The sequence below is a fragment of the Hydrogenophaga sp. genome, from assembly GCF_026125785.1.
Classification (GTDB): domain Bacteria; phylum Pseudomonadota; class Gammaproteobacteria; order Burkholderiales; family Burkholderiaceae_C; genus Hydrogenophaga.
The window spans coordinates 1-11,628 of record NZ_JAHCKL010000036.1 but is presented as its reverse complement, the minus strand read 5'-3'; the positions used below and the strand labels follow the sequence as shown (position 1 = coordinate 11,628).

Annotated in this window: 12 protein-coding genes; 8 read left to right on the top strand and 4 right to left on the bottom strand. The window is 69.2% G+C overall.

Features of this window, described 5'->3' with window-relative positions; all coding sequences use genetic code 11:
• The 6 genes from KIT53_RS20035 to KIT53_RS20010 form a co-directional block, all read left to right on the top strand.
• On the top strand, positions 1 to 716 hold a 716-nt coding region (locus KIT53_RS20035; RefSeq protein WP_297756236.1), incomplete at its 5' end, for an ABC transporter substrate-binding protein.
• Between the two features lie 58 nt (positions 717 to 774).
• Positions 775 to 2,286, top strand: coding sequence for an FAD-dependent oxidoreductase (locus KIT53_RS20030; protein ID WP_297756235.1), 1,512 nt, complete (start codon positions 775 to 777; stop codon positions 2,284 to 2,286).
• A 37-nt stretch (positions 2,287 to 2,323) separates the two neighbouring features.
• Positions 2,324 to 2,566 (top strand): hypothetical protein, encoded by a 243-nt coding sequence (locus tag KIT53_RS20025; protein ID WP_297756234.1) that lies wholly within the window; start codon positions 2,324 to 2,326, stop codon positions 2,564 to 2,566.
• Between the two features lie 14 nt (positions 2,567 to 2,580).
• Positions 2,581 to 4,002: an FAD-dependent oxidoreductase gene (locus KIT53_RS20020; protein ID WP_297756232.1), complete on the top strand. Its 1,422-nt coding sequence runs from the start codon at positions 2,581 to 2,583 to the stop codon at positions 4,000 to 4,002.
• A 24-nt stretch (positions 4,003 to 4,026) separates the two neighbouring features.
• Complete coding sequence (locus KIT53_RS20015) at positions 4,027 to 5,733, top strand: FAD-dependent oxidoreductase (RefSeq protein ID WP_297756231.1); 1,707 nt, start codon at positions 4,027 to 4,029, stop codon at positions 5,731 to 5,733.
• A gap of 25 nt (positions 5,734 to 5,758) precedes the next feature.
• Positions 5,759 to 6,538 carry an SDR family NAD(P)-dependent oxidoreductase gene (locus KIT53_RS20010; RefSeq protein ID WP_297756229.1) on the top strand — a complete coding sequence of 260 codons (780 nt, stop codon included), beginning with the start codon at positions 5,759 to 5,761 and terminating at the stop codon, positions 6,536 to 6,538.
• Between the two features lie 16 nt (positions 6,539 to 6,554).
• Here the strand turns inward: KIT53_RS20010 and KIT53_RS20005 are convergent, their stop codons facing one another.
• From KIT53_RS20005 to KIT53_RS19995, 3 genes are read right to left on the bottom strand one after another with little or no spacing between them, the layout of a single operon-like run.
• On the bottom strand, positions 6,555 to 7,604 hold the full coding sequence (locus KIT53_RS20005) for a Gfo/Idh/MocA family oxidoreductase (RefSeq protein ID WP_297756228.1): 1,050 nt from the start codon (positions 7,602 to 7,604) through the stop codon (positions 6,555 to 6,557).
• A 48-nt stretch (positions 7,605 to 7,652) separates the two neighbouring features.
• Entirely contained in the window at positions 7,653 to 8,387 is a 735-nt protein-coding gene (locus KIT53_RS20000) for an EthD domain-containing protein (protein WP_297756227.1), read from the bottom strand.
• Positions 8,384 to 9,142, bottom strand: a complete 759-nt coding sequence (locus KIT53_RS19995) for an SDR family NAD(P)-dependent oxidoreductase (protein ID WP_297756225.1) — start codon at positions 9,140 to 9,142, stop codon at positions 8,384 to 8,386. Before KIT53_RS19995 ends, KIT53_RS20000 begins: the two co-directional genes overlap by 4 nt.
• A gap of 129 nt (positions 9,143 to 9,271) precedes the next feature.
• On the opposite strand from KIT53_RS19995, the gene KIT53_RS19990 reads away from it, so the two are divergent.
• Together KIT53_RS19990 and KIT53_RS19985 are read left to right on the top strand one after the other, a co-directional pair.
• Positions 9,272 to 10,216: a LysR family transcriptional regulator gene (locus KIT53_RS19990; protein WP_297756237.1), complete on the top strand. Its 945-nt coding sequence runs from the start codon at positions 9,272 to 9,274 to the stop codon at positions 10,214 to 10,216.
• Positions 10,217 to 10,330: 114 nt separating this feature from the next.
• The gene (locus tag KIT53_RS19985) at positions 10,331 to 10,855 is read left to right on the top strand and encodes a MarR family transcriptional regulator (protein WP_297756223.1); all 525 of its coding nucleotides are present in this window, start codon (positions 10,331 to 10,333) and stop codon (positions 10,853 to 10,855) included.
• A 63-nt stretch (positions 10,856 to 10,918) separates the two neighbouring features.
• Here KIT53_RS19985 and KIT53_RS19980 read toward each other — a convergent pair.
• On the bottom strand, positions 10,919 to 11,628 hold a 710-nt coding region (locus tag KIT53_RS19980; RefSeq protein WP_297756221.1), incomplete at its 5' end, for an ABC transporter substrate-binding protein.

The following is an 11,628-nucleotide window of genomic DNA, read 5'->3' as shown; positions in this document are numbered from 1 at the left end:
ACGAGTGGGCGAAGAACATCAAAGGCAACAACTTCGCGGTGATCGGCGCCGACTACGTCTGGGGCCGCGACTCGGGCGGCTCGTTCAAGAAGGCCGCGGAGACGCTGGGCAAGAAGGTGCCGCTGTCGCTCTATGTACCGCTGGGCACCAAGGACTATGCGCCCTACATCGCGCAGCTCAAGGCCGCCAACGTGGACGCCATCTGGATGGCGATTCCGGGCCGCGATGCGATCGCCTTCGTCAAGCAGGCGACCGATTTCGACCTGCTGCCCAAGACGCCTCTGATCGGCCACGCCCTGCTCTCGAACTTCATCATCAACGGCACCGGCAAGGCCCTGGACGGCACACCGGGCAACCTGGGTTACGCACCGGACATCGACAGCCCGCGCAACAAGGCGTTCGTGGCGGCCTGGCAGGCCAAGTTCAACCGCCCGCCAACCGACACCGAGGGCCAGGCCTACAACGGCGCCCAGGTCATGTTCGAAGGTGTGAAGCTGGCCAAGAGCGTCAAGCCCGAGGACGTGAGCAAGGCCCTGCGCGGCGCGCAGCTCGACACGGTCTATGGCAGCGTGACCATGCGCGCCGCCGACAACCAGCTCGTGCTGCCCAACTATGTGGGCCGCGCCAAGCTGGTCAACGGCCAGATGCGCTCGGTGATCGAGCAGACCTTCCCGGCCTCGCTGACGCCGCCGCCCTCCCCGCTCTGCAAGATGTGATGAAACCGGCGGGGAACCACCGGGTTCCCCGCCACCACAACCGATTCCTCCGGACAACATGAAACAAGCTCCTGCCTCTCTGAAGCGCGAGTCGGCCGACGTGGTCGTGGTCGGCGGTGGTGGCTCCGGCATGGCCGCGGCCATCGCAGCCGCCGAAGCCGGCGCCAAGGTCATCCTGCTCGAAAAGAACCCGCACCTGGGCGGTACCACGCGCCTGTCGGTCGGCTCCATCACCGCCACCGGCACCCGCTTTCAGAAAGCCAAGGGCATACACGACACGCCCGACGAGCACTACGAGGACATGTCCCTGTTCCTCTCGCCCGAGCTGCAACAGAAGGAGAACCTGGAGCTGCGCCGGGTGCTGGTCGACCACGTGCCCGAGACGCTGGAGTGGCTCATCCGCATCGGCCTGTGCTTCTACGGCCCCATGCCCGAGCCTCCGCACCAGAAGCCGCGCATGCACAACGTGCTGCCCAATTCGCGCGCCTACGCCTACTACCTGGAAAAAGAGTGCCGGCGCCTGGGCGTGGACATCCGCCTGAACGCGCGCGCGCAGCGCCTGGTCATGAACGGTGACGCCGTGGCCGGCATCGTGGCCGACGCGGGCCAGGGCCCGGTCGAGTTTCGCGCGCGCGGCGGCGTGATCCTGGCCAGCGGCGACTTCAGCGCTGGCACCGAACTCAAGAAAACCAACGTGCCCCACGTGGCGCACGTGGACGCCATCAACCCCGCCAGCACCGGGGATGGCCACGTCATCGCGCAGCAGGTGGGCGGCTGGATCCGCAACCCCGAGGTGATGTGGGGACCGAGCATGCGCTTCAAGGCGCCGCCGGTGGAAACGCTGCTTCGCCGCCTGCCGCCTTCGCGCTGGATCACCAAGCCCATGCAGTTCGCCCTGATGAACCTGCCGCTGTGGATGTTCCGCCCCTTCGTCACGCGCTTCATGACCGCCTCGCTCGCGCCCGAGCCCTCGTTGCTGCGCGCCGGCGCGATCCTGGTGAACCGGCGCGGCGAGCGTTTCGCCGACGAGCTTGCGCGCCCGGAGCTGGAAGTCCCCAAGCAGCCGGACAAGGAAGCCTTCCTGGTGTTCGACGGCGCGGTGGGCGAACGCTTCCAGCGCTGGCCGGACTTTGTCTCCACGGCGCCGGGCGTGGCCTACGCCTACCTCAAGGACTACCAGCGCACCCGCCCGGACCTCTACCACGAAGCGCCCACGCTGGACGCGCTGGCACGCCAGATGGGTGTGCCCGCCGAGGCGCTGCGCAAAGCGGTGGACGGCCACAACGAAAGCCTGCCCGGCGGTGACACACGCCAGCCGATCCGCCAGGGCCCGTTCTATGCTCTCGGCCCTGTGATGAGCTGGATCGTCTTCACCGAAGGCGGCCTGGCCGTGACTGCACGCCACGAGGTCACCACGCCCGATGGCCGCCAGATTCCGGGCTTGTTCGCGGCCGGCTCCGCCGGCCAGGGCGGCACCATCCTGGCCGGCCACGGCCACCACATCGGCTGGGCCATGACCTCGGGACGGCGCGCGGGGCGCTTCGCCGCCGAGCGCGCAAGGACCGCCTGAACACGCGTCCCGATACCCTTTCCTTTTCACCCACGCCATGTCTTCCGATTTCACACCTCCCACCTACCCTGTCGTGCAGTTCCTCGTGGCGCACGGCAAGCGACTGTCCTACGCCATCAGCCTGCTGGTGCTGCTGGGCACCTGCGGCCTGGGCCTGGCCAACGGCACGCTGTGGCTGCTGCCCGCCGGCCTGGTGGCCTCGGGCCTGCTGCTGGGCCTGCTGCTGAGCTATGTCGAGGTCCTGCACATCATTGCCGACACCCTGATTCCCAAGTACTGAGCAGCGGCGCCACCATGAGCACATCCTCCACCGACGTGATCGTGATCGGCGCCGGGCTCGCCGGGCTGGCCTGCGCCAACAAGGTCGCCGAAGCCGGCTTGCGCGTCACCGTGCTCGAACAGAGCAGCGATGAAGCCTATCTCTGCAACAGCCGCTACACCGGTGGCCTGTTCCACATCGCCATGGACGACATGGCCGGCGAACCCGACTGGGTGCGCGCCAACCTGGAACGCACCACCCGCGGCACCACCGACCCGGCGCTGGCCGAGGCGCTGACGCAGAACGCGCGGCGCACGCTGCGCTGGCTCTCTTCCCTCGGCGTGCGCTTCATCAAGGCCGGACCGGACGGCCTGCGCCGCAACGCACTCTCGCCACCGGGCGTGCGGCAGACCGGCCTGAACTGGCGCGGCCGCAGCGGCGACGTGATGCTGCGCACCCTGGGCGATCGCCTGCGCGAGCGGGGCGGCGAACTGCGGCGCGGCGTCACCGCACAGTCGCTGCAGATGGAGGGCGGTCGCTGCACGGGTGTTCTGGCACGCACCGCCAGCGGCGATGCCGTGTCGCTGCAGGCCCGCGCGGTGCTGATCGCCGACGGCGGCTTCCAGGCCAATCCCGAACTCGTCGGCCGCTACATCTGCCGCCGCCCCGAGCGGCTGCTGCAGCGCAATGCCGGTTCCGGCCAGGGCGCCGGTCTGCGGATGGCCGAGGCCGCGGGCGCGTTGCTGGTTGGCATGGACCGCTTCTACGGCCATCTGCAGCACCGCCGCGCCATGACCGAACAGGACCTCTGGCCCTACCCGGTCGTGGACTCGCTGGCCACCGCCGCGCTGGTGGTGGATGCCTCGGCACGCCGCTTCTGCGACGAAGGGCTGGGCGGCGTCTACGTGACCAACGCGGTCGCCCAGTTGGACGATCCCCTGTCGGCGGTCATCGTGTTCGACGACGCCATCTGGAACGGGCCGGGGCGTGACTGGTTGCTGCCCGCCAACCCGTACCTGCTGAGCGCCGGGGGACATCTGGTGAGTGCCGACACCCTGCCGGAACTGGCCACCCGCCTGAACCTGGACCCGGCCGCGCTGCAGGACACGGTGGCGCGCTACAACCGCCTGGCCGACGGCGAGGCCGGCGCACAGGCCGATCAGCCGCCGCGCAGCACGGCGCCCTACAAGGCCTGGCCGGTCCGCCAGGGCCCCTTCCACGCGGTGGAGATCTGCGCCGGCATCACCTACACCATGGGCGGCATCGCCACCGATGCCGCCGGCCGTGTGCTGGACACGCAGCGCCAGCCTATCGACGGCCTGTTCGCAGCGGGCGCCTGCACCGGTGGCCTGGAAGGCGGTGGCGAAGCGGCCGGCTATTCGGGCGGGCTGTCCAAGTCCAGCGTCTTTGGCATGCTCGCGGGTGAAGCCATTGCGCAGCGGCTGAAGGCCGCCTGAAACCCTTTGAGAGGACGAGAACAGATGACGAACTGGGACGAAGAAGCCGACCTGGTGGTGCTCGGTGCTGGCGCGGCCGGCATGACCACCGCCCTGGTCACGGCCATCGAAGGCCTCCAGCCGCTGGTGATCGAAAAGTCCGCGCAGGTGGGCGGCACGGCCGCCACCTCGGCCGGCACGATCTGGATACCCGGCAACCGCCAGAGCCTGGAGGCGGGCTACGACGACACCGCCGCGGCCGCCGCGCGCTACCTGGATGCGCTGATCGGCGCACCCGACAGCCAGCATCTGCGCAGCGCCTACTTCACCAGCGGCCCGGAAGCCGTGGACTACCTGCGCAGCAAGAGCGCGGTGCAGTTCGTCCCCAGCGGCAAGCACCCCGACTACCGCGACATGGACGGCGCTGCGGTGACAGGCCGCGCCCTCAGCCCGGCCCTGTTCGATGGCCGCCTGCTGGGCCGCGATTTCGAGCGCGTGCGCCCGCCCATTCCGGAGTTCCTGGTGCTGGGCGGCATGATGGCCGGCAAGGACGACATCCCCCGCCTGGTCAACCGCTTCAAGTCGGTCGGCAACTTCGTCTACGCGGGCAAGCTCTTCGCGCGGTACGTCATGGACCGCCTGCGCTACTCGCGCGGCACGCGGCTGGTGATGGGCAATGCGCTTGTCGCACGGCTCTTCTACAGCCTGCGCCAGCGGCAGGTGCCGGTGCGTTTCGAGACCGTGGTGCAGGACCTGGTGCGCGAACAGGGCCGGGTGGTCGGCGTGGTGGTGCAGCAGGCCGGCGGCCAGACGCGGCGCATCCGCGCGCGACGCGGCGTCGTCATCGCCACCGGCGGCTACGGCCACCACAAGCGCCTGCGCCAGCAGTTCATGCCGCGCCCCACGCCGCCCTACACCGTGGCCTGCCCCAGCAACACCGGCGACGGTATTGAACTGGGCTTGCGCTCGGGCGGCACCGTGGCCCCCGAGACCCAGGGCCCGGGCGCGTTCTGGACGCCGGTGTCGGTGACGCGCCGCGCGGGCGGCACGGACGGCGTGTTTCCCCACCTCTCCCTGGACCGCGCCAAGCCCGGGCTGATCGCCGTCAACGGGGCCGGCCGGCGCTTCGTCAACGAGGCCGACTCCTACCACGACTTCGTCATGGGCATGTACGCCTCGCACAAGACGGCGCCCACGCTGCCGGCCTACCTGATCTGCGAGACCTCTTTCGTCGCGCGCTACGGGCTGGGCAACGTCTACCCTGGCACCACCGACCTGAGCCGCGTCGAGCGCGAGGGCTACCTCGTCACCGCCCCGACGCTGGACGCGCTGGCGGGCAAGGTCGGCCTGCCGCCCGCTGCGCTGGCGGCCACCGTGCGCCGCTACAACGAGATGGCCAGCGCCGGCAAGGACCTGGATTTCGGCAAAGGCGAGACCGAGCTCAACCGCTTCAATGGCGACCCGGCCCAGAAGCCCAACCCCTGCCTGCGCCCGATCGGCAGCGGCCCTTACGTGGCGCTGGCGGTCTGGCCGGCCGAGATCGGGACCAGCACCGGCCTGCAGGCCAACGCCGACGGCCAGGTGCTGGACGCGCAGGGCGCGCCTCTGCCCGGCCTGTACACATGCGGCAACGACATGGCCTCCATCATGATGGGCACCTACGCCGGCCCCGGCACCACGCTGGGGCCGGCCCTCACCTTCGGGTACCGTGTGGCCATGCACGCCGCCGGCAAGCCCCGCCCCGTGGCCTGACAAGACACCAACAGGAGACACACCCGTGGACAACGCTTACCTGCAACAGACCTTCGGCCTCGATGGCCGCACCGCCCTCATCACCGGCTCGGCGCGAGGCATTGGCTTCGCGATCGCCCGCGCGCTGGGCAAGGCGGGCGCGCGCGTCGTGATCAACGACCTGCGTCCGCAAGCCTGCGCCGAGGCCGTGGCCAGCCTGGGCCAGGAGGGCATAGAGGCGCGCGCCATCTGCTTCGACGTGTCCGACGAAGCCGCCGTGCAGGCGGGCGAACGCGAGCTGGCGCAGGCCGGCTGGCACGTCGACATCCTGATCAACAACGCCGGCAACCAGAACCGCAAGCCGCTGGTGGAGATGAGCAGCGCCGAGTGGCAGCAGATCATGTCGGTGCACGTCAACGGCACCTTCCACTGCACCCGCGCCTTCCTGCCCGGCATGGCCGCGCGCGGCTTCGGTCGCATCGTCAGCACAGCCTCCGTCTCCGGCCAGGCCACCATGCCGCTGATCGCCGCCTACTCCAGTGCCAAGGCGGCCATGGCCGCGTTCATGCGCGCGGTCGCCATCGAGCACGGCGCGCAAGGCATCACCGCCAACGCGATCGCGCCGGGCATCGTGCACACCGACTTCACCGTCGGCCTGCAGCAGCGCGAGGGCTTCGAGGACTACCTGCGCCAGGCCGTGCCGGCCGGACGCTGGGCCTACCCGGAGGACATCGCACCCACGGTGCTGTTCCTGGTCTCGCCCGCGGCCAGCTTCATCAACGGCCAGACCCTGGCCATCGACGGCGGCATGCTCGCGCGCCTCTGACGCGCGGGCGAAGTGCTCACAGGCGCACGGTGCCGCCGCTGCGCGCGGCCTCGTGCACGGCCAGCGTGACCTGCAGGGTGCGCAGGCCGTCCAGGCCGGAACACACCGGCGTCTCGCGCCCCTCGGCCACCGCGCGCAGGTGGCGCAACTGCTCCACGTACGGATCGCCCCGGTGCACTGGCGTGCGCTCCAGGGTCAGCGGCTCGTGCCAGCCGCGCTGCCCCCGGTACCGGGCGATCTGGAGCTGTGGCAGCGTGAGCGAGGCCTCGGTACCGGTGATGAAGATGGAATCCACATCCTGCTTGGCGTAGTGCGCGGCCTCGCCGGCGGCCAGGTCCCAGTTCCAGGGCGCCACGGCGGCATCGCTCACGGTCAGTGTGGCCAGCGCGCCGCTCTCGAAGCGCAGCAGAGCCGAAGCGGTGTCCTCCACCTCGAAGCCGCGCACGGCGTTCGAGGTCTGCGCCTGCACCGACACCACTTCACCGAGCAGGAAGCGCAGCAGATCGATGTCGTGGATCATGTTGATGAGCACCGGACCGCCACCCGCCTGGCGGCGCCAGGCCATCTCGAAGTAGCTGTCGGGCTTGAGCCAGGTGGCCATGGCGGTGGCGCTCACAGCGCGTCCCAGCAGGCCCTGCTGCAGCAGCGCGCGCGCCTGGCGCAGGATGGGGTTGTGGCGGCGCTGGTGGCCCACCATCAGCGGCACGCCCGCGGCTTCGGCGGCGTCCACCAGGCGCCGGGCATCGGCCACCGTGTCGGCAATCGGTTTTTCCACCAGCAGCGGAAGACCGCGCGCGATGCACGCCAGGCCAATGGGCGTGTGCGTCGCATTGGGCGTGGCCACGATGACGGCGCGGGCGGCCCCCTGCTCCAGCAAGGCCAGCGGGTCGGCACTCCAGGGAACGCCAGCGGCGGCGGCCAGGTCGCGCGCGGCATCCGAGGGGTCGGCAATGCCGGCCAGCGAAACGTCCGGGTGCGCGAGGATGCGTTCGATGTGCATGCGGCCTATGGCGCCCGCGCCCAATACGGCAACGGGCAGGCGCGCGGAAGAAGAAGATGGGTTCATGCAAAGACTCCGCAAAAGGGAAAAAAGAAGGCCGGGGCCGAACGGCCCTCAGCCCAGGTCGTAGATCAGGTCTTCGTGCACCGCCAGGCCATGGCAGCGCGCCACACCGGCCCAACGGTCCACGACGCCGCGCGGTGAGCCGGCGTCCGGCGCCGCGAGGGCGTCGCGCAGGGCTTGCACGCTGGCAAAGCGCATCTCCAGCACCGCGCCATAGGCCAGGGCCGCACCGCCACGCTCACCAGCGGCCATGCCGCGCGCGGCCCCGGGCAGCACCTCGTGCACGCTCAGGCCGCGCAGCGTGGACCACGGGCCCTCTGGCGCACCTGCCACCGAGCGCAGGGTCTCGCACGCTTCACGCCAGGCCAAGGCAAAGGCCTCGGGTGGCCGCGCCTCGTCCCGCATGAGCAGGGCCAGCCACTTCCAGGGAGCCGCGGCATCGTGCGGCTGCAGCACCTCGGTGCGGCAGTACAGCACCACGCAGCGCTCGACATCGAGAAAGAGCGATTCGTCCGGACGCACGTGGCGCAGGTAGCGCGGGTCTTCCTGCAAGCCGCGCTGCAGCACCTCTTCGCTGCGCGGCAGCATCTGCGCCACACCGTCGAAGGCCGCGCTCTCCACACCCTCCTCTCGCAGCACCCGGTTCTGCACGTAGCGCCGGTTGTACTCGGCGTGACCGCCCAGTTCGGTGAGCACGCGCACGTGGGTGCTGCGCCAATGTGCGGCAAACGCCGCAGGCGCCAGGTCCGCGCGGCGCCTGAGCAGCGAGAACTTGGTCAGGTTCACAGACCGCGTCCGCCCGAGAGGTCGTAGACCGCGCCGGTGGAAAAGGAACACTCTTCGGAACACAACCAGGTCACGAGCGCCGCCACCTCGTCGAGCGTGCCGGCCCGTCCCAGTGGAATGCGCGCCATCGCCGCCGCGTAGTACTCCGGCGTGAGCTGCTTGAGCATGTCGGTGGCGATCAGGGCCGGCGCCACCGCGTTGACCAGCACCCCGGTGCCCGCCAGGTCTTTGCCCATGGACTTGGTCAGGCCCACCAGTCCGGCCTTGGAAGCCGCGTAGGCGCCCAGGTTCTTCGGCCCCTCGTTGGCCGCGACGGAGGCGATGTTGACCACGCGGCCCCAGCCGCGCCGCATCAAGGTGGCGCAGGCCGCGCGGGTCACCAGGAAGGGCCCGCGCAGGTTCACCTGCATCACGCGGTCCCACTGCTCGGGCGAGGTCTCCCAGAACGGGCTGTTGGAACCGATGATGCCGGCCGCATTGACCACGATGTCGAGCCCATCGAAATGGGCCAGCAGCGCGGCCATCGCTTTCTGCACGGCGGCATCGTCGGTGACGTCGACGGCCTGCGCCTGCACCGCATCGCCGTGGGCTGCCTGCACGTCGGACAGCGCAGCGGCGTTGATGTCCCACACGGCCACCCGGGCCTGTTCCCGCACCAGGCGGTCCACCACCGCACGGCCCATGCCGGCGGCACCGCCCGTCACCAAAGCCACGCGGCCGCGAAAACGCGGAGCCACCGCTTCCATGCTGCTCATCCTCTTGTCTCCTCTTGAGATTGCCGAACCGAAGCCCGGAAATATGCCTCGCACACCCATGTCATTCCGAATGATCTTTTCATATCATCCATGCCCACCAAGCAATAACGACAAGGAGATGTCATGGCCATGGACTGGACCCACCGGCTGCGCCTGCGCAACCTGCAGATGCTGCTGAGCCTGGCGCAGACCGGCAACATGAGCCATTCGGCCGAAGCCATGCACACCACCCAGCCCGGCCTGTCGAAATGGCTCAAGGAACTGGAGGCCGATGTGGGCATGCCGCTGTTCGAGCGCCACGCGCGCGGCCTTCGGCCAACCGCCGAGGGCAAGGCTCTGCTGGCCCACGCGCGGCGCATTGAGGCGCACCTGGACAACGCGCGCGAGGACATGCTGCGCATGCGCGAAGGTGGCAGCGGGCTGGTGACCATCGGCTTTGCAGGCGCATCGTCGGTGGACACGGTGCCCATGGCGGTGCTGCGCATCCGCGAGAAACTGCCCACCGCCCACATCCGGCTGCTGGAGACCAAGCCGGAGCAGCTCATCGAGGCCTTGAGCACGGGCCTGATGGACATCGTGGTCGGCCCCTCGGAACTGGCCGCGCCCGATCCGCAGATCCGGGCCGAAGAGCTCTACGTCGAACCCATCCATCTGGTGGCGCGCACCGACCACCCGATCTTCAAGCTGGAACAGGTCGGCTGGCCCGACGTGCTGCGCTACCCCTGGGCGCTGTGGGCCAAGGGAACACCGGTGCGCACCGCTTTCGACAAGGCGCTGGTACTGGCCGGCCAGGCGCCGCCGCGCGCCTACGTGGAGTCCAATGCCGCCACGCTCACCACCACCCTGCTGCTCAACAGCGACATGATCGGCGTGACCTCGCGCCGCCCCGCGGGCCGCTACCGCCGCATGAACCTGCTGTCGGTGATTCCGCTGGACCTCGCGGTCGAAGGCTCCATCACCCTCTACTGGCGCGAAGACGCGGCCTACCGCCTGGCGGTGGCGACCGCGCTCGAAGGCATCCGCGAGGTGGTCCGTGCCTTCGCGGACGAGGACCTGCACGAGCTCACGCGCTGAGCACCTGGGGCGCGGCCCGCTTGCGTCCGCGCCACTGTTCTGGCATGGTGGTGTTTGCGTCAATATATTGACAAAATAATGCCACACCCCTCCGGACCTTCTCATCAAGAACCCATGGCGAATTACTCTGAAAACACGCAAATAGCCCGCCTCGAACTGGCCAACCGCCTGTTCTTCAGGCTGTACCAATGCGCCAATCTTTTGCATAAAACAGGAACACGTGCGGTGGAAAGCGAAGGCCTCACCACGCAGCAGTGGGCGGTGTTGGGCGCGCTGTCACGGCCTGAGGCCGAGAACGGCCTGAGCGTCAACGAACTCGCGCGCTACCTCATGGTGAGCCGGCAGAACCTCGCGGGGGTGCTCGGCCGGCTGGAACGCGATGGCCGTGTGCGCGTCGAACCCGATGAGCGCGACAGACGTTCGCGGCTCATCCGCATGACCGAGTCGGGCCGACACGTGTGGCTCAGGCAGGCCCTGCCCAAGATCCAGGCCTACTACGACCAGGCCCTGGACGATTTCTCGCTCGGCGACCTCACCCACACCGTGCACTACCTGCTCAAGCTGCTGGGCAACATGGAGCGGCTGGACCGCGGGCCGGAAGAAGGCGGCGAAGAGCGCGAGGAACCGGTCAACGGCTGAACACGCAACAGCAGAAAAAAGCCCGCCGGATCGTGCGACCCGGCGGGCTTTTTCACACCGTCATCACATTTTGCACAGCGGCGACGGGCCGGGCATCATGCTGGCCGGGAAGGTCTGCTCGATCACCGGGCGCAGCACGCCGTCGGCCACCTTGGCCGTCCCCACGAAGTTGGGCAGCACGAGCTGGTTGTCGGCCGCGCGCATGGTCACGTTGCCGTAGATGGAGTCGATCTGCGCGCCGCGCAGGGCCTTGCTCACATCCTCGGGCTTGACGCTCTTGGCCAGCTTCACGCCTTCGAACATGACCTGGGCACCGTTGTAGGCCTGGCCTTCGTTGTCGGTCGGCAGGCGGTTGAACTTGGCCTTCCAGGCCGCCACGAACGCCTTGTTGCGCGCGTTGTCGATGTCGGGCGTGTAGGTGATGGTGCCCTGCGTGCCCTCCAGCGCCTTGCCGGTGGCGTCGATCATGAAGTTGATCAGCAGCGAGTGGCCGATGATCTTGGTCTTCAGGCCGAACTCCTGTGCCTGCTTGACAAAGGCGATCGCGTCGCGGCCCACCTCGGCCACCCAGATGGCGTCCACGTCGGCGGCCTTGAGCTGCGCGATGTAGGGCGAGAAGTCCTTGGTGCCCAGCGGCGCCCAGAGCTGCAGCTTCACGTCCTTGCCCTGGGCCTTCACGGCCTTGGCGAAAGAGTCGGCCGAGTCGCGGCCCCAGACGTAGTCGGCGGCGATGGTGGCGTAGGTCTTGTCCTTGAAGGTCTTCGCCCACTCGC

Bases quoted from the DNA above. Each gene is read 5' to 3' on its own strand.
- KIT53_RS20030 (WP_297756235.1), top strand. From the start codon at position 775: ATGAAACAAGCTCCTGCCTCTCTGAAGCGCGAGTCGGCCGACGTGGTC.
- KIT53_RS20025 (WP_297756234.1), top strand. From the start codon at position 2,324: ATGTCTTCCGATTTCACACCTCCCACCTACCCTGTCGTGCAGTTCCTC.
- KIT53_RS20020 (WP_297756232.1), top strand. From the start codon at position 2,581: ATGAGCACATCCTCCACCGACGTGATCGTGATCGGCGCCGGGCTCGCC.
- KIT53_RS20015 (WP_297756231.1), top strand. From the start codon at position 4,027: ATGACGAACTGGGACGAAGAAGCCGACCTGGTGGTGCTCGGTGCTGGC.
- KIT53_RS20005 (WP_297756228.1), bottom strand. From the start codon at position 7,604: ATGAACCCATCTTCTTCTTCCGCGCGCCTGCCCGTTGCCGTATTGGGC.
- KIT53_RS19995 (WP_297756225.1), bottom strand. From the start codon at position 9,142: ATGAGCAGCATGGAAGCGGTGGCTCCGCGTTTTCGCGGCCGCGTGGCT.
- KIT53_RS19990 (WP_297756237.1), top strand. From the start codon at position 9,272: ATGGACTGGACCCACCGGCTGCGCCTGCGCAACCTGCAGATGCTGCTG.
- KIT53_RS19985 (WP_297756223.1), top strand. From the start codon at position 10,331: ATGGCGAATTACTCTGAAAACACGCAAATAGCCCGCCTCGAACTGGCC.